Below are 16,932 nucleotides of genomic sequence, written 5' to 3'. Positions count from 1 at the left end.
CCGATTCCCGGACCCACGAGTGGCACACCACCGAGAGGTCTACCCGCGATCAGCCGCGATCATGTGCCACTCGTGCGCGTCAGCTCCGCGGGGCGGTCGAAGAGGATTGTTTGCATGAGGCGGATCACGCGGCGGGGGGAGCACGCCGGGTCGGTGGAGCCGAAACGCTCGCCCAGGTCGACGACCAGTGCGAATGCGGCGTGCACGAGCAGGCGCGCTTCGGCGGCGGACAGCCCGGGCCGTACACCCATCAGCAGTTTGGCCCATTCCTCGACGTTGAGGCGCTGAATGTTGCGCAGCACCGTGCGCTCCTCCGGCGGCACGTTGCTGATCTCGGCGTAGTAGACGAAGGTGAGCTCGCGCTCGGCGAACGAACCCGCCACGTACAACTCGATGAGGGTGTCGAGCGCTTGTTCGGGCGTCTCGGCGGCGGTCACGGCGGGCCCGATGGCGGCCGACACCCGGTCGGCTGCCCGGCGGAACGCAGCCGTGAGGATGTCGCCCTTGCCGCGGTAGAAGCGGTACACCGCCGAGGAGGCGGGCAGCCCGGCGGCGGTCGCGATGTCCTCCACGCTCACGTTCGGATAGCCGCGCTGGTGGAACAGTTCGACCGCGCGCGTCAGCAGCAGTTCGTGTTTGAAGGTCAGCGGGATCTCGGTCGCGGCGAAACTCTCGGTCTCCGCGCTGCCCGGCGGCAGCTCGCACGCGGCGAGCGCGTGACAGGCTGCGGTCAGCCGCGCGGTGAGCGCCCGCACCGGGATCGACACGTGGTGATCGCCGATGCTGCTGAGCACGCTCAGCTCCGCCGCGGCGAGCACGGCGCGGTCGGCCTTCGACAGCGCGGGCCGGGTCTCGCCGAGCAGCGAGGTGAGCGTCGCGTTCACGCCCGCGAGTTGTTCGGCCAGGGTGGCCGCGTCCTGCTCCTCCAGGTAGCGGCGCTGCCAGCGCAGCAGCGCGGCGCTGCGCCGGTTGGCGATGGCGGCTCCGATCAGGGCGTCGAGCACGCGCGCGAGCCGCTGCCCGGCGGGCAGGCCGGTGGCGTCGGGCAGCCGGGCCGCTTCCCGGCTGACGGTGCCCAGCCGCAGCACCTCCTCGCGGAACAGCGCGTATTTGCTCGGGTAGTGGCGGTACAGCGCCGCTGAGCTGATGTCGAGCCGGGAGGCGATGTCGTCCATGCTGACGCCGTGGTAGCCCAGCGCGCCGAACGCCTCGGCCGACGCGGCCGCGATCTGGGCGCGACGGTCGCGCGGTCGGCGCCGGATCACCCGTGCCGGTGTCCCGTCGGCCGCCTTGTCCGCAGCGTGGCGATCCTGGGCACCCATGCCGCGATGGTAGCCCAACCTAACGTTTGGTACACCCAGGCCGCCCTGTCTGGGGAACAAGTGAACGTTAGATCACAAATAACTTGCGATCACGCTTCAATGTCGCACTATGAACACGCCGTATTCAGAATTGCCGATAACATACGTGCCTATCGCGCGGGTCGGCCGAAGAGCACCAGCTGCATGAGCAGGCGCACCCGGTCCTGGGCGGCCAGCGGCTCGTTGCCGAAGGCGCGGCCCAGGTCGACGACCACCGCGAAGGCCGCGTGGACGAGAATGCGCGCCTCCGCCGGAGCGAGTTCCGGGCGCACCTCGCGCAACAGCCGGGCCCACTCTTCGACGCTGAGCCGCTGGATATTGCGCAGCACCGTGCGCTCCTCGGTCGGCACATGCTGGAATTCCGTGTAGTACACGAAGGTGAGGGCGCGTTCGGCGAACGATCCCGCCACATACTGCGTGATCAACGCGGTGAGCGCGTCCTCGGAATCGGTGGCCGCCGCCACGGCCGGGCCGACCGCGCCGGAGACTCGTTCGGCGGCCCGGCGGAACGCGGCGGCCAGGATGTCGCTCTTGCCGCGGTAGAACCGGTACACCGCCGAGGCGGCCGAAAGCCCTGCGGCGGTGGCGATGTCCTCCACGCTGACGTTCGGGTAGCCCCGCTCGTGGAACAGTTCGACCGCTTTGCGCAGCAGCAGTTCGTGTTTGAACGAGTCCGGGATCTCCACCACCGCGACCGGCTCGACCGCGCGGGTGGCGGGCAACTTCGCGTGCGCGATCGCCCAGCAGGCCGAATGCAGCAGTCGTGCAAGAGGTTTCACCGGCAAGGCCGCGTGGTGGTCGGCGATGCTGGTGATCGTGCTGAGCAGGGCGGCGCGCAGCACGCGCACGTCGTCCTCGGCGAGGTCCGGGCGCAGCGCCGACAGCTGACCGCCCAGCGCGCCGAGCACCGTGGCCTGCTGATCGTTGAGCGTGATCTGGTCGTCGGGTTCGAGGTACCTGACCTCCCAGCGCACCAGCGTGACGGTGGGGCGGTTATCGATGGTGACCGCGATCAGCGCGTCGAGCACGTGCCGGAGCCGCTGCTCGGCGGACCAGCCGGACGCCTCCTCGGGCAGCTCGACCGATTCGGTCATCGCCTGGCCGACGCGCAGCAGTTCCTCTCGGAACAGCGCGTATTTGCTCGGGTAGTGGCGGTACAGCGCCGCGGAGCTGATGCCGAGCCCCGAAGCGATGTCGTCCATGCTCACGCCGTGGTAGCCGAGCGCGCCGAACGCGGCCGCCGACGCCGCGGCGATCTGGGCACGGCGGTTCTTCGGTCTGCGCCGGATCTCGCGAGGTGCCGAGTCGCCGCTGCTCGCCTTCCGCGCCGTACGGCGATTGTCGACACTCATGACGAACATCGTAACGACCTGGCCGTATGGCCGGGATGGCCGCGTCACGGGATACGGCTCCCGGGGATGAGCGACCCCCGGGAGCCGTACCTGTTCTCCGGTGTGCGTCGGCATGCGAGAAGGCGGTACATGCGCGCCGGTGCGTCCGGAAGTCGGCAATCGGACTCGGCCCGAGCGGGGGCACAGGGAACGCCGGGCCGGGACTGATTGCCGAACACGGACAAACTTACACGAATATACCGCCAGTACAAGAGCAGATCAGTCAAAGAATGATTGTTCACATATCCGCGCATCGCGTGGATGGATCACCACCTGGGCCCCGCCGCGCGGGACCGTGGTGATGTTGCGGATCTTGCCGCGCTCCGGCTTGCCGCCGACCGGGAGTGAAAGGGCGTGCCGCAGGAGGATTTCCCGCAGCACGACGGCGCCCTCCAGCAGCGAGAATCCCGCGCCGATGCACCGCCGCACGCCGCCGCCGAACGGCAGCCAGGTGTTGGGCGCCACTTCGCCGTCGAGGAAGCGGGCGGGGCGGAACACGGTGACGTCGGGGTAGGCCTCGGTACGCCGGTGGGCGAGCACGATGGAGGTGGCGACCACGGTGCCCGCGGGCAGCCGCCGTCCGCCGATCGTCATGTCCCTGGTCAGTTTTCGATTGGTGCCGGAGATGACGGTGTGCAATCGCATCGCTTCTTTGAGCACCGCGTCGAGGTACTTCTCATCGCCCGTACGCGCCGCCTCCACCGCCGGCCCCTGGATTCCGGGGTCGGCGGCGAGTTCGCAGAGCGCCCAGGACAGCGCCGATGCGGTGGTCTCGTGCCCGGCCAGCAGCAAAGTGATGAGCTGGTCGCGCAGTTCCGCGTCGGTCAGCGGTGCGTCGTCGTCGCTCGCGCCCACCTGGAGCAGGCGCGACAGCACATCGGTGCGTTCGGCCAGATCGCTCGCGCGCCGCCGTGCGGCGATCTCCGCGTAGAGCAAGGCGTCGACCGCCGACAGATTCTCCGCGAACCTCTTCCACGGGCCGATGCCACGCAGGCGGTCGCTCTTCAAGCCGAGGAAGACCAGCGGGTTCAGGTGGACGATCCGGCTCAGGCGCGGATTCAGCTCGGCCCTGGTCCGCTCGTCGGTGACGCCGAAGACCACCCGCGTGATCACCTCGAGGGTGAGCGCGTTCATCCGGTCCAGCATGCGCATGGTGGAGCCGGCCGTCCAGCTGCTCGCCTCCGCCGCCGCGATGTCGGTGATCAGCGCCCGGTAGCCGCGCAGCGCGGCGCCGTTGAACGCGGGCATGAGCAGTCTGCGCGCCCGCGCGTGCTCGGCCTCGTCGGTCAGCAGCAGCGAGTGCGGACCCATGATCGACCCGAGGATCTGGTTGCCCTCGCCTGCGTGCAGGTCGCGCGGGTCGCCCGCGAAGATCTCCTTGATGTGCTCGGGGCGGCAGAACACCACGACGCGGTCGGCGAACGGCGGGATCCGCAAGGTGAAGACGTCACCGTAACGGCGCGCCATCGCGGTGAGGAAGCGGGCCCGGTCCCGCTGGAACAGCGCGCTCTGCACGAGCGGCGGCAGCACGGGCCCGGGCGGGAATCCCGCGGACCCAGCGCGTTCTCGAACGTCCTGTGCGGCCACGATGCCACCTCCACACGGATGCCGACCGACTGTCGTCTCCACCCTAGGAGAAACCCGGACATCGGTCCGATGGTGGCGGGGGCCGAATCCGGAACCCGAACGCATCCGGCACTTCGTCAGCGCGAGGGCACGGATATCTATGGAGCCGAAAAGCTTGTATCGAGTCCGGTGGAGTATCGGCGCTCCGCGTGATGCGTACCCTGCTGTCCCCGAATCGGCAGCGTTTGAAAGGGCTTCGACCCCCGTGCACAGTGTTGTCGAGCCCACGGCGGACGGCGTTCACGGCATGTTCGGAATCGGCCACGAGCAGCCTCGAAGGGGGCACCGGATCGGTACCGAGAAGTCCGGCAGGAAAACCGGCCGATGTTCCGTCTTTGCCGCGCGGCGGGAGATCGGTCGTTCGGTACCGGCCCGTGGGTGTCTCCCCATGGGAGTTTTCGGTGGTGAACCGTGGACTCAGCCGGTGCGGGAACCGTCGCCGGTGGCGACGGGCGCCCGCGGCGGAGACGCCTTCGGCCGAGCAGCCGGGACGTTGGTGCGCGGCGTGACCGTGGTCCGGCGGGCCTTCATGTCCCGCCCGGTGGCGGTCGACCACTGGTTGATGATGTCGAGCATCTCCGTGCGCACAATGTTCGGCGGCCCCGTTTCGGGATCCGCGTAGAGCACGCTGACGGTGCTGGATGTGTTGAAGTCACCCAGCTCGATCCTGCTGAGCAGCGTCGACATCGCCGGTGCGAGGCGGAAGAAGCTTTCGGATTTGGTGTGGGGCGCGAGCCCCACTCGCTCTCCGATCTTGCGGAGTCGTTCCTCGGGGCTGCCTGCATTGGCCTTCAGATCGGTCACAACGCAGTTGTCGCTCTCGACGGTCAGGTGGAACCAGGACAGCATCGAGACGATGGCGAACTCTTCTCTGGCGAGGTTGCCGAGCCTTCGCCGGGTGGTCAGCATGTCCTGCATGTCCCGCGCGGAGGTCGCGATCGCCGCGTCGTCCTTGGTATTGATGCCACTGGTGTTCTTGTAGTTCTCCGATGCCAACCACACCTCGCGCAGAAAGTCTTCGAAAATTTCGATGAATCCGGTGTTCGACGCGGTCGGTCGGTGGTACGGATAGCTGGAGGCGCCGTCCGTGCCATGATTCAGATCGACCCCGAACATGCGGTAGTACGCATTGCGGCGAGTCGCCTCCGGGTCCGGACGGATACGGCTGGTGATCGCAGCGATGCTGCTCGATGGCAGATCCCGGAAGAACAGGGACTCGGTGGTACGAAGCCACAGATGTGTCAGCGATGAAGGCACTTCGAGACGTTCGCCTTGAAGATACTCGGTGACCACTCGCCGGAAGATATCAATCAGCCGGGTGTTTTCGATCAGGTAAGCGTAGATCAGGTGGTCCCATCGACCGCCGGTGCCGGAATCTGTCGCCGGTCCGCGGGTGATCTGGATCGGTCCGAAGAATGTTTTGGTGATACCGGGTAATAGGTCACGTATCCCGGATTCGAGGCCGGGGATTGCGCCGTACAAGAGACCGGAGGGAAGTTGGAAAACTGGTCTGCCGGATTTGCCATAGGCCCAACTCTCTTCGAAAAAGCGCAGCAGTTGCTCCGGGTGCAGCTTGAAGACTTCCTCGGTGGCCAGCCGGGGAATATCGAGCTCGCTGAATTTCCTGTTGGTCAGGTCTTCGGCGAACCAATTGGCCAGTTGGCGGATCATAACGAACCTTCTGTGTACGCGACGAGCACTGTGTACGGAACAGGTGTGGGCGGGTCTTCGTCGGTGATGGTCAATTCCCAACTCGTGGTCAAGGATTCGTCGGTATTGGTCCTGACCGTGACGGGACCCGTCTCTGCGTTTTTGGGAACTACGACGGTGTAGCGCTGGTCCGGGCCGGAACCAGCCTCGGCCAGTGCGACCGGAGTCGCGGGGGCCTCACCGCCTGCGGTATCGACGAAACCCACCCGATCCAGCGGTGCGGCGTCGCGCATGTGAATTTCTATGCTGGCGCCCCGCTTGACCGACTCGGGAACGATCCTCACGATCCGGGCCGGGCCGACGAAGTTATCGTCGACTGGCCCGGCTAGTTGACTGCGATGCAGAGCATAGGCTCGCGAACGCTGTAGTTCTTCGTCGCGCAATCCGCGCTGGTTCCCCTCCGCATCAGCCCCGTTGAGTCGACCGGTGATTTTTTCCGTCAACTTCCGGTACTCCTCGAATTGCTTGTTGTGCCGGTTGTCGAGGTCCTGCACCAGCTGTTCGAGTAGGGCATACAGTGCGTTTTGGTTGGGCTCTGCATCATCTTTGGAAAATTTCGTGCCAACCATCGGTCTCCCTTTCAAGCTGCGGCGGACACGGAGGCAACCGTCCCGAGGCGGCGCATCCATGTCTCGAAATCTTCTGCGGTCTGCGCTGCGGTCTCCGGACGGACCGCGACGCTGTACGCCGCGTGCGCCAGCAGCCGTAGCCCCTCCGCTTGCAGGTAGTGGCTGGAGGTGGTGAGCGCACCGCCGGCGGCCCGCTGCAACTCGGTGAGAGCGGTGGGGCTCACCCGGGTCGGGTCGACGATCTCGGCCAGGGCCGCGCCACCGAAAGCCCGCATCGGCGTACGCAATCCGAGGTCGACGATTCGGGGGAGTTGTTCGACACTGCGGACGAGTAGCGGCTGTAGCTCGGGGGGCGCCGAAGCGATGGGATAGACGGCCTGCCAGGCTTGCCGGAGCGTGTCCCATGGACCGACGCCATAGAACCGCTGACACATCTGAACTCCCGCCAGCACCCGAAGGTAGGCAACCGGATGCGGGTCGCCCATCGGACAGGCGAACACCTGGCGCGCATCGTTGACCACATCGTGCAGGGCGGCGACCGCACCGTAACCGGCGTGGGCGAATGCCAGCAGATCCGGTCCCAGCTCGGTCGCCCACCCTGCCCAGACGTCCGCCACCAGCGAATCCGGGATTCCCCGGCGCAATACGGTGGTCAGCTCATCGTTCCAACCGGTCAGATGCGCCACCTGATGTCCGGCCTCGTGCAGCATCGAGGTGGGTCGCAGCAGGTTGAAGCGAGTGAGCTTGATCGCGGCGGCAGGGGAGGGCGAGCTACCGTCCCACGCTCGCCATCCGGCCCGCAGGATGGAGGCGCCCAGACCGCTGTCGAGGTAGACCAAGGCGGGCGGCGGGGTCACCCGCATCGGTCGCAGCGGGACCCGCATGCTCTCGACGGCCAGATAGTCGCAGGCCCGCAGCAATTCGCCCAGCCGGGCGGTGGTTCTGGATCTGACGGCGTTCCCGTAGAAAGTGAGAACCGTCTCGGCCTGCAGGTATCGGCGGCGGAATCGGTGCACTCGTTGCTGACAGCGGCGCAGATCGGTGAGGGTGAGCGCGGCGCGGATGTCGGCTTGCATCGCGTCGAGTTCGAGCCGGGCGCTGGTGACCAGTTCGCTCAAGTGCCGCCGGACCGCCAGCCCCAGATAGGTTTCCAACGCGCGCCAAGCGTCCGGGGCGGCGAAGTTGTCCAGGTCGGCCAAGCCCACAGTCGCGGTCTGCCAGTGCGCCGCCTCTCCGGAAAGCTCGAAGCGCAACGCCGCGGTCTCATCGATCATGACTGGAACCCCGCGACGGTGCGCACGCCGATCTCGGCGCGCAGCAGCAGCGCCTTGGTCAAGGCGATCGCGGCGCCGACCCCGTCGCCGCGCAGGGCCTTGTCCAGCACCTGCATCATCGAATGGTGCCGTGCGGTGACGATGATGGTCACTCCGTTGACCGGTTTGTCCGCCGCCGTGAGGAAATCCTGGCGTTGCCGGGTGAAGTACTCCGACAGCGCCACACCGATCCAGTCGATGATCTTGGCGCCGATCTTCATGAGCAGTTGCAGACCTACCAGGGACAGTGCCCTACCTGCGAACTGTTCGCCCGCAGCCGTCTCGTGCACGACTTTGACATGCCGAGTGACATTGCCGGAGAACATGCTTCGCAGCGAGGCGACGTAAATGCTCTCGAGCAGCACGAGCACCGGGGTCACCGATTCGCCGCGGCGCATCGACGCGGCCACCGCTTGGGTGTCGGTCTCATTGAGGTGGATGTAGATCTGCGCCTGCGATGCGGGGATGTTCAACGTCAGGTTGACCTGGCTGGTGCGCCCGACCGGCCGCCGTGGCGTGACGGTGCGGGCATCCGGTGGGATGCGCCGACCGCCTTCCGGAACGAGAATCACGAACCGCTGACCCACCGCGATCCGGTGAGGTGACATCAGGAAGTGGTTCGCCACATCCCGGCCCAGTCCGGGTTCACCGAACAGGGCGGCGGCCGTCTGCCTGGTCAAAGGCAGGAACAACTTCCAGCCGAGGGAGGCGTTCGGCCCGAGACCGGGTACGTCGCGTTCGAGCCGGGCGATCGTGGACAGATTGGTTCCGACGATCGCTTCGTACAGGTACGCCTTGCAGGTCAGCGGTGCTGCGACCCCGAGGCGCGCCTGCAAGATCGCCGCGAGTGGTACTGCCCCGAATCCGGTGACCATCCGGGCCGTCGGCCGGCTCACCGTGACATCGAGCACGCGGGTATACCGCTTGTACCGTCGCCTGCCGGTGGCCGGGCGCAGTACCCAGGTGCCGCGGGCAGCCGCTTTCGCGGTCACCTCCTGGTATTCCTCGCGAATCATGTCCGGGGGGAACGATTCCGCGGCGGCCTCGGTGAAGGCTTCCTGCACGGCTGCCTCGAGCAGACGTTGATCTTCGAAAACCTCCTGACCTTGCTCCGCCACTCGGCGGATGGTCCCTTCGACCGCGCCGGCCACGGCCTCGCCGGCGAGCCTGTTCTGCTCCGCCGGGACCTCCAGTCCCACCAGACTCATCCCGGTGGACACGATGGCCTTCGACAGGGGCTTCGCGACATCCGCTCCCACGTAGGGCCGTACGAGCCTGCCGAGGTACTTGGCGAGGAAGCCGACCACCTTTTTCCGGCCGATGATGTTGATGCCGAGCTTGAGTGCGCCCATGATCGCCGGGACGAAGTTCTCCATCGCTTCGGTGACGTCGCCGCCGGAAGGGGCCTGGGTGACGTCGCGGATGAACTGCTCGCGGGCGGAATCGAGGTCGGCCAGCCGGTCTTCGGCTTCCTCCTCGGCCTGCTCGGTCGCTTCGGCCTGGATCGATTCTTGCTCGCTCTCCTGTTCGGTGAAGAACAGACTGGCTACCGTCGCGTCGAATTCACGTTGAATGGTGTCGGGATCCGGGTGCGCGAGCGCCTCGGCGATGGCTTCGGTTTCGACTTCCTCGAAACCGCTGAACGACTCGGTTTCGCCTGCCCACTGTTCCTGCTCACGGAACAGCCGGCCGGCAAGCTTGCGTGCCGCTGGCCGCAAGGCGACCGGAAGCCGCCCGAGCGCGAGTTTGAGCACCCGCTTCAGCAGCGGCCGGATGAGCTTCTTCAGCTTGCCGAAGATCCAACCGAGCGGGATGATCTTGCCGACCGCGGCGATGCCCTTCTTCGCCAGTCGCACCGCGCCGCGGGCGACCGCCTTGGCCTTCTTCCACAATTTGCCGAGGAAGTTCTCGAACGCCGGCGACATGTGCTCGAAACTCGGCTGGATGGACTCGAACAGCCGGTCGAGCTCGTCCTCGGAGCTGGTGGTGATGTCGTGCTGCATGTACTGCTCGGCGTAACGATCGAGCATGGCCTCGGCTTCGGTGACGAGCGGGGTCATATAGTGTTCGAGGAATTGCTCGCCGTCGCGGGCCTGAACCTCTTCGGACTGTTCGCCGAGCGTTGCGGCTGCGTCTGCCGCCAATTCGTACAGCGCTTCGCCGAATTCCATCTCGTACAAGCTCGAGACCATCGTCTCGTACGCTGCACGCTCTGGACTCGCCTCATTCGGGCCGGTCTCCCGCTCGTATTCCGATCGGAATGGCGATTCCATCTCGGTTACCGGAGGCAATGTCTCCGAGCCGAAACCTGGACTCTCACCATCGGACACCAGCTGAAAAGTCTCGGCGAACGGGGAGGCCGGAGCATAGGCCTCCATTTCTGCGGACGTAGCGGTCATGGCTTTTCCCTCGGGATTCGGTGCGGTCTCTGCGCAGGGCCTCGCAGAGCAAGTCGTCGTCGCGAGCCCATCGTCCACACCCGCCGTCAATTACGCGTCACCGCGCCGTCACTGCTCGGGCCCGAGAGGCCCGTGGGCTCAGCCGGTATACAGCCGCACTTGGGAGTCGCCGGTCACGGTCCCGGACGGGTCGACTGTGATTGTGTACTCGTCAGCGTTGGGCAATGTCGTAGTGATGCGCCCTGTGCCATCCTTCTCGATGCACTCGCTGTAGAGCTCCTTGCCTGCTCGATCCCATAATTTGAGAACTCCACACTCTGCAGGCAGTGTCGAGGTGCTGACCACTATGGACACCTGCTGACCGGCGGTGCCGGTGAACCGGAGCTTGCTGATGGCACCGGGCTGTTCGATGGAGGAGGTAACCGGTGGCCCGTCCGGGGCGATTGTCGTGTCCTGGTCGACAACGTCGAAAAGCCGCACCTGGGACGTACCGGTCGCGTAGTCGCCTGGATCCACCACGATCGTGTACTCCCCCGCCGCCGGCAGGATCGTATTCTTGATGAAGCCGGCGCCGTTCTGATCAATGCACTCGCTGTCGAGTTCTTTGCCGGCTCGATCCCGCAGCTCGAGGACTCCGCATTGGGCGGGCAATGTCGAGGAGTCGACCACTACGGACACCCGCTGACCGGCGGTGCCGGTGAACCGCAGCTTGCTGACCGCGCCGGGCTGTTCGATGGACGAGGTGACGTGCGGCCCGTTCGGAGTAATCCTCTTCTCTTGGTCTACGACGTTGAAAAGCTGCACCTGGGCCTTGCCGGTTGCGTTGGCGTCTGGATCCACCACGATCGTGTATTCCCCGGGCGATGTAAGCCGTGCGGTGTCGATATACCCGGTGCCATCGTTGTAGGTGCACCCGTTGGCGATCTCCTTGTCGGACGGGTCCCGCAATTCGAGGACCCCGCACAGTGCAGGCAGGGTCGAGGAACTGACCTTGACGAATACTTTTTGACCGGCAGCGGCGGTGAATCGAAGTTTGCTTACCGCGCCGGGCGCCTCGATGGCGGCGGTTATCGGTGATCCGTCCAGGGCGATCTCCGCGTCCTGGTCGGTCACATCGATAACACGTGCGGTGGCTTTTCCGGTGGCATTGTTCGCAGGGTCCAGTAAGACGGTGTATCGACCGTCCGCTCGCAGCGCTGTGCCGTCTATGTAACCTGTGCCGTTACTGGACGTGCAGCCGTTGGCGATCTGATTTCCGGTCGGATCTCGCAAGACGGGAAGCCCGCACTGCGACGGAAAAGTCGACGAGGTGACGTCGACGAATACCTTTTGACCGGCTCGTCCTTCAAAGGTCAGCTCGGCCGTGTCGCCCGGCTCGGCGATCTCGAGGGTTCGTTCGACAGGCTCGGGGCCGGAGTCCGGCCAGAGCAGATACGTCGCCGTCACGCCGGCAACGAGCAGCGCCATCCCGATGTTGGAAGGGCTCCACAAACTCTTCCACCCCGGCTCCGGCTCCGGCTCGGGCGGTGCTATGGGAGTGGTTTCATCCGATGGTCGACCGGCCACGTTCTTGGCGATGAACAGCGGGCCCTGCACCCTGGACACGCTGCGAGTCGGCGTCTGGTGCGGGGTGCGGCGTTTCACCGAATCGTGTACGTAGGTGTAGAGCTCATCGATGCTTATCAAGCCATCACCGTTGAGATCGGCTGCGCCAGTGCGTAATCCGTGCACGACGGCACTGGTGAACACCGACGGTTCGTTGGTGACGCGGCTGCTGGCTTCCGATTCGTGACTGAACTGCAGCGACGTCGAGGCGGTGATGACTACACGGCCCTGCCCGAAGAAAGGTTCCGTGACGTCGACGGAGTCCGGTGCGGACCTTGGGCGCCTGCGATGGAAGTATGCGCCGCTATAGCAGCAGTCGAGCAGCAGCACCGTCTTGTTCGAACGACTACTCTCAATCTGATCGTTGATGAAGGCCGAGTCGATGCCCGTCGACGCGATATAGGCTTTCATCGAATCCGTGCCGATCATGAACAAGCAATTCTGCAGGTCCTTCTGACCGTGACAGGACATGTGCAGAAGCAGCAGATCGTCACCGTGGGCGTCGCGGAAGAATCGTTCGATCGCCATGCGGCACTCGGCCGCCGTAGCATCCCGCAGCACTTCGACCTCGAATCCGCCGATTTTCGGATCGGCTAGGACCGACTCGAGTTCGGTCGCGTCGTGCGCCGCGCCGGGCAATTCGGCGAACGCGGGATCGCGGTAATGCTGATTCGCGATGATCAGACTACGTTTTGCCATGGTTCGGAGCTCGATGACGGGCTAAGAATGCGGCGAGAAGCTTGCGCTTCTCGTCGGTCGAAGCGACGGGGATCTCGATCTCGTCGTCATCGAGCTTCACTCGCACGACGCCGTGGTCGCGTCGAGTAAGCCAACTTTTGACGACCTCGATCGCGGCCTGTGTCACGGCAGGCGAGGACACGATCGCGATGATCGAAGCGACCGCCGTTACATCACCTGCCCGCGTTCGCGCGGAAGCCGGGCCTCCGGTGGGACGGCCGATGTCATCGAAGTCGAGTTCGCGCAGTTCGGCGAGGAGCAGATCACTGTCCCAGCTCAGCCGTTCAGGGTCCGCACCGACCTCGACGACTGTGAATTCCATCTGTTCGCGCATCAGATTCCCCGGGTTTCGTGATTATTGATCCGCCGCTTCACCGGGATCAGCTGAGTCGCTGGTCGGGAAGCGGTCGACAGCCAATTGCTGCTTACGGTTCGTCGGCAGTCCCCTGTTTCGGCAACGAGCACTTATGTCGGATTCAGCGTCGGATCCTGCATCGATCGCCGTATTATCGGCTGATCGACCATGGGCTCGGTCCCGCTCAACGGGCCAGTCCGCAATGGCACAGTAAGGTCGGGCTCCTTCCAGCCTGAGTTCTGCAATTCTGATCGGCCGGGGAGCACCAGTCCCGTCACAGAATCATCGTAAGCTCCGTGACGAGCGTTTCACCGAGCACATGACAATTCGCAAATCTCGAGATCGCGCATTCGCGGACAGTGTTGTTGCATCGAGCCTGCCTGAGGGGTGGAGCCAGGGGGTTGGTCCAAGGCCGACCTCGAGAGCGCACCTATCGGGTGGAGGAAATCGGCTGATCGATAGACGGCAGCCGCCACCCGTGCTCCGGGCACGTTCGTCGTAACGGCTGCGCTCACCGCACCTCTACGCCCGGCCTCATGGCAATCGCCGCCGCGACGAAGCCAGCGGCGGCCCGTCATTCGAACGGTCACGATCCACCGCTCGTATTCACTCGAATTCGCCTGTACCCGTGCGTATTCTGGTAAGGAGTTCGTCATGGCGTTGGCTTTACCACCGGTAGACCCCATCCCGGTGCTCGGCGCCGTGATCGCCGCGGTACGGCGGATCACGGCGCGCTATCGGCTCACCCCGCAGGAGAAGCGCAACCTGGACGCCGCCCGTGGCGCGCGGGCGGCGGTCTTCACCGCGTCCATCGGCGGGCGCGGCTACCGGAGATAGGCCCGAACACCACTGCGTGACAATCGAACTGACCATCGAGCCGCGGGGATCGTAGATCTGCTCACTGCCGCAGTGGCCGAGTTCCATGGGGCTGTACTGTCCATTACGACGCGGATTTCGAACACATCGCGGCGGTGACGAGGCAACCCCATATCTGGGTCGTGCCACAGGGCAGCCTCGAATAAGCTGTCGCGTTCTGCGCGAACCTGCTGCGCCGCAGCCGCTCGGGCCCCTCAGCTCCGCCCGCCGGGCCGGATCGCGCTGTACCAGTCGAGCAGGTCCGGGTTGTCCACGGCGCTGCGTTCGACGACGCGGGCCGGGTCGGCGCCCTGGAACAGTTTCTTGATCGGTACCTCGAGCTTCTTGCCGGTGCGGGTGTGCGGGATGCCGGGGGCGAGGATGATCTCGTCGGGGACGTGGCGGGGGGAGACCTCGGTGCGGATGGTGCCGTTGATGCGGGTCTTCAGTTCGTCGGTGAGTTCCGCGCCGGGGGCCAGCGTCACGAACAGCGGCATCCAGTAGCCCCCGTCCGGCTGTTCGGCGCCGATCACCAGGGCCTCGGCGATCTCCGGGAGCCGTTCGACGGACTGGTAGATATCGGCGCTGCCCATCCGGATGCCGTGCCGGTTGAGCGTGGAGTCCGAGCGTCCGTGCACGATCACGCTGTGGTGCTCGGTGATGGTGATCCAGTCGCCGTGCCGCCACACGCCGGGGTACACGTCGAAATAGGCGTCGTGATAACGCTTTCCGTCCTCGTCGCGCCAGAAGGAGACCGGCATGGACGGCATCGGGGCGGTGACGACGAGTTCGCCCACCTCGCCGCGCACCGGCTGCCCCGCCGGGTCGTAGGCGTCCAGCGCCACCCCGAGATAGGGCGCCGAGAGCTCGCCCGGCCACACCGGCACGGTGCGCACGCCGCCGACGAACGCGGACACCACGTCGGTGCCCCCGCTGATCGAGGACACCTGGACGTGCTCGCCGACGTTCTCGCCCAGCCACAGCGCCGAGGAGGTGGGCAGCGAGGAGCCGGTGATGCCGACGGTGCGCAGCGCCGACAGGTCGTGATCCGTGCGCGGCACCGAGCCCGCTTTGATGCACGCCAGCACGTAGCCGGGGCTCGCCCCCAGCACGGTGGCGCCGACCTCGGCGGCGATCCGCCACAGCGCGTCGGGAGCCGGGGCGGTCGGGCTGCCGTCGTAGGTGACGATGGTGGCCCCGGCCAGCAGGCCCGCGATCTGGAAGTTCCACATCATCCAGCTCGGGCTGGTGTACCAGAAGAAGGTGTCTTCGGATCCGATATCAGATTGCAGTGCAACGGCTTTGAGGTGTTCGAGCAACACCCCGCCGTGGCCGTGCACGATGCCCTTCGGCAGGCCGGTGGTGCCGGAGGAGAACACGATCCACAGCGGATGGTCGAAACTCACCGATTCCGTGGTGATCACCGGGGGCGCCGACTCGGTGCTGGTCACCGCGCCCTCCCACGAAGTCGCGTCCGGTACCTCGAGCCCTAGCCGGGAGACCACGACCGTGCCCTTCAGAGTGTCCAGACCCGCGCGCAAGGCGGCGACGTCGTCGCGCTTGTCGTGCGCTTTGCCGCCGAAGCGGTAGCCGTCGGCGGTGACCAGAACGGTGGGTTCGAGCTGCCCGAGCCGATCCAGCGCGGCCTTGGGCGAATAGTCCTGCCCGCAGGCGCTCCAGACCGCGCCGATGCTCGCGGTGGCCAGGAACGCGACCACCGCCTCCGGGATATTCGGCAGATACCCGGCCACCCGGTCACCGGGGCGCACGCCCAGACCACGCAGGGTCTGCGCGAAAGCGGCGGTGTGGTCGATCAATTCGGCCCAGGAGACTTCGCGAATCGGCGCGTCCTCGCTGACCGCCTTGATCGCGGGCCGGTCGGTGCGCAGCTGCCGGATCACCTGGTCGACGTAGTTCAGCCGGGTGCCGGGAAACCATTGCGCCCCCGGCATCTCGGCGCTCGCCAGCACCTCGCCCGCGATCTCGCCGAGCTCGAAATAGTCCCACAGCGCGTGCCAGAACCCGGGAAGATCCTGGACCGACCATTGCCACAGCGCGTGATAGTCGGCCGTGCGCACTCCGGTGCGATCGGCGACGAATCGTGCGAAGTCGGTGATGGTCGCCTGGGCGACGTCTTCTGCGGTCGGCACCCATTGCGGTTGCATCGCGGTCCTCCTGACTGTGGAAACTCGGTGCTCAGGCGCGGTCGGCGCGCCGCACGATCTGCTCGGCGTGCCGGAACACGGGGCCATCGACCATCCTGCCCTCGAAGGCGAAGACCCCGCGGTGCTTCGGCGTTTCTTCCAGCACCCGCCGGGCCCAGGTGAGCTCTTCCTCCGAGGGCGCGTAGGCGGCCCGCAGCACCGGCACCTGGCTCGGGTGGATCGCGACCTTGGCGTCGAAGCCGATCGCGACCGCGTCCTCGGCCTCCGCGCGCAGCCCGTCCAGGTCGCGAATGTTCAGATACACCGAGTCCAGCGCGAACTTGCCGTACGCCTTGGCGGCCAGCAGCGTGGTGGAGCGCACGTGCCGGGCCACATCGCGGTAGCTGCCGTCGGCGTGCCTGCTCGCGGTGCCGCCGAGCCCGGCGACCAGATCCTCCGCGCCCCACATGACGCCGATCGCGTTGCGCGCCGTCATCGCCTGGCCGACCGTGAGCGCGCCGAGCGGCGACTCGATCAGCGCGATCACCTCGTGCTCCGACAGCGCCGCGACCTGCTCGGCCGCCTCGCATTTCGGCAGCATGAGCCGCCGGTAGGCGGTGTCGGCCAGCGCCGCCAGATCGAGCGCGTGATCCCGCGTGCCCGCCGCGTTGACCCGCACCACCGTGGTCTCGGGGTCCAACGGCGTATCCAGCAGCGCCTCGCGCGCCGCCGCCTTGTCGTGCGCGGCGACGCCGTCCTCGAGGTCGAGGATCACCACATCGGCCGCGGCCGCGGCCTTCGCGAAACGTTCGGGGCGATCGGCCGGGCAGAACAACCACGCCGGGCCCGCCATCTGCCAGCTCATA

12 protein-coding genes are annotated in these 16,932 nt (G+C 66.2%); 1 reads left to right on the top strand and 11 read right to left on the bottom strand.

Annotation, left to right across the window (positions count from 1 at the left end):
- Positions 1 to 59: 59 nt before the first annotated feature.
- The 9 genes from NNI01S_RS27610 to NNI01S_RS27570 form a co-directional block, all read right to left on the bottom strand.
- Positions 60 to 1,322, bottom strand: coding sequence for a TetR/AcrR family transcriptional regulator (locus NNI01S_RS27610; protein WP_063023441.1), 1,263 nt, complete (start codon positions 1,320 to 1,322; stop codon positions 60 to 62).
- Positions 1,323 to 1,471: 149 nt separating this feature from the next.
- A complete protein-coding gene (locus NNI01S_RS27605) occupies positions 1,472 to 2,713 on the bottom strand; it encodes a TetR/AcrR family transcriptional regulator (RefSeq protein ID WP_063023455.1) in 1,242 nt (413 codons plus the stop codon).
- A gap of 258 nt (positions 2,714 to 2,971) precedes the next feature.
- Positions 2,972 to 4,339, bottom strand: coding sequence for a cytochrome P450 (locus NNI01S_RS27600; protein WP_063023439.1), 1,368 nt, complete (start codon positions 4,337 to 4,339; stop codon positions 2,972 to 2,974).
- A 456-nt stretch (positions 4,340 to 4,795) separates the two neighbouring features.
- Entirely contained in the window at positions 4,796 to 6,049 is a 1,254-nt protein-coding gene (locus tag NNI01S_RS27595) for a hypothetical protein (RefSeq protein ID WP_063023437.1), read from the bottom strand.
- Positions 6,046 to 6,657 (bottom strand): hypothetical protein, encoded by a 612-nt coding sequence (locus NNI01S_RS27590; RefSeq protein WP_157115007.1) that lies wholly within the window; start codon positions 6,655 to 6,657, stop codon positions 6,046 to 6,048. Before NNI01S_RS27590 ends, NNI01S_RS27595 begins: the two co-directional genes overlap by 4 nt.
- 11 nt (positions 6,658 to 6,668) lie before the next feature.
- Complete coding sequence (locus tag NNI01S_RS27585) at positions 6,669 to 7,931, bottom strand: hypothetical protein (protein WP_063023433.1); 1,263 nt, start codon at positions 7,929 to 7,931, stop codon at positions 6,669 to 6,671.
- On the bottom strand, positions 7,928 to 10,162 hold the full coding sequence (locus NNI01S_RS27580; protein WP_157115006.1) for a hypothetical protein: 2,235 nt from the start codon (positions 10,160 to 10,162) through the stop codon (positions 7,928 to 7,930). The genes NNI01S_RS27585 and NNI01S_RS27580 overlap by 4 nt, the downstream gene beginning before the upstream one ends.
- A gap of 345 nt (positions 10,163 to 10,507) precedes the next feature.
- Positions 10,508 to 12,673 (bottom strand): caspase family protein, encoded by a 2,166-nt coding sequence (locus NNI01S_RS27575; RefSeq protein WP_063023430.1) that lies wholly within the window; start codon positions 12,671 to 12,673, stop codon positions 10,508 to 10,510.
- Positions 12,660 to 13,034 (bottom strand): effector-associated constant component EACC1, encoded by a 375-nt coding sequence (locus NNI01S_RS27570; protein ID WP_157115005.1) that lies wholly within the window; start codon positions 13,032 to 13,034, stop codon positions 12,660 to 12,662. The genes NNI01S_RS27575 and NNI01S_RS27570 overlap by 14 nt, the downstream gene beginning before the upstream one ends.
- 687 nt (positions 13,035 to 13,721) lie before the next feature.
- Between NNI01S_RS27570 and NNI01S_RS34820 the strand changes: the two genes are divergently transcribed.
- Positions 13,722 to 13,904 (top strand): hypothetical protein, encoded by a 183-nt coding sequence (locus NNI01S_RS34820; RefSeq protein WP_157115004.1) that lies wholly within the window; start codon positions 13,722 to 13,724, stop codon positions 13,902 to 13,904.
- Between the two features lie 233 nt (positions 13,905 to 14,137).
- Here the strand turns inward: NNI01S_RS34820 and NNI01S_RS27565 are convergent, their stop codons facing one another.
- Both NNI01S_RS27565 and NNI01S_RS27560 read right to left on the bottom strand, forming a co-directional pair.
- A complete protein-coding gene (locus NNI01S_RS27565) occupies positions 14,138 to 16,087 on the bottom strand; it encodes an acetoacetate--CoA ligase (RefSeq protein WP_063023426.1) in 1,950 nt (649 codons plus the stop codon).
- Positions 16,088 to 16,118: 31 nt separating this feature from the next.
- Entirely contained in the window at positions 16,119 to 16,931 is an 813-nt protein-coding gene (locus tag NNI01S_RS27560; protein ID WP_063023424.1) for an HpcH/HpaI aldolase/citrate lyase family protein, read from the bottom strand.
- Position 16,932 lies beyond the last annotated feature (1 nt).

Origin of the sequence: Nocardia niwae NBRC 108934 = DSM 45340 (genome assembly GCF_001613465.1) — a bacterium.
Classification (GTDB): Bacteria; Actinomycetota; Actinomycetes; order Mycobacteriales; family Mycobacteriaceae; genus Nocardia; species Nocardia niwae.
Note: the sequence above shows the minus strand (reverse complement) of the source record. Positions and strands in the feature narration are given on the sequence as shown.

Excerpts from the sequence above, each read along its gene's own strand:
- NNI01S_RS27590 (WP_157115007.1), bottom strand. The coding sequence starts at position 6,657 with ATGGTTGGCACGAAATTTTCCAAAGATGATGCAGAGCCCAACCAAAAC.
- NNI01S_RS27580 (WP_157115006.1), bottom strand. The coding sequence starts at position 10,162 with ATGGTCTCGAGCTTGTACGAGATGGAATTCGGCGAAGCGCTGTACGAA.
- NNI01S_RS27605 (WP_063023455.1), bottom strand. The coding sequence starts at position 2,713 with ATGAGTGTCGACAATCGCCGTACGGCGCGGAAGGCGAGCAGCGGCGAC.
- NNI01S_RS27595 (WP_063023437.1), bottom strand. The coding sequence starts at position 6,049 with ATGATCCGCCAACTGGCCAATTGGTTCGCCGAAGACCTGACCAACAGG.
- NNI01S_RS27570 (WP_157115005.1), bottom strand. The coding sequence starts at position 13,034 with ATGGAATTCACAGTCGTCGAGGTCGGTGCGGACCCTGAACGGCTGAGC.
- NNI01S_RS27565 (WP_063023426.1), bottom strand. The coding sequence starts at position 16,087 with ATGCAACCGCAATGGGTGCCGACCGCAGAAGACGTCGCCCAGGCGACC.
- NNI01S_RS34820 (WP_157115004.1), top strand. The coding sequence starts at position 13,722 with ATGGCGTTGGCTTTACCACCGGTAGACCCCATCCCGGTGCTCGGCGCC.
- NNI01S_RS27585 (WP_063023433.1), bottom strand. The coding sequence starts at position 7,931 with ATGATCGATGAGACCGCGGCGTTGCGCTTCGAGCTTTCCGGAGAGGCG.
- NNI01S_RS27575 (WP_063023430.1), bottom strand. The coding sequence starts at position 12,673 with ATGGCAAAACGTAGTCTGATCATCGCGAATCAGCATTACCGCGATCCC.
- NNI01S_RS27560 (WP_063023424.1), bottom strand. The coding sequence starts at position 16,931 with ATGAGCTGGCAGATGGCGGGCCCGGCGTGGTTGTTCTGCCCGGCCGAT.
- NNI01S_RS27610 (WP_063023441.1), bottom strand. The coding sequence starts at position 1,322 with ATGGGTGCCCAGGATCGCCACGCTGCGGACAAGGCGGCCGACGGGACA.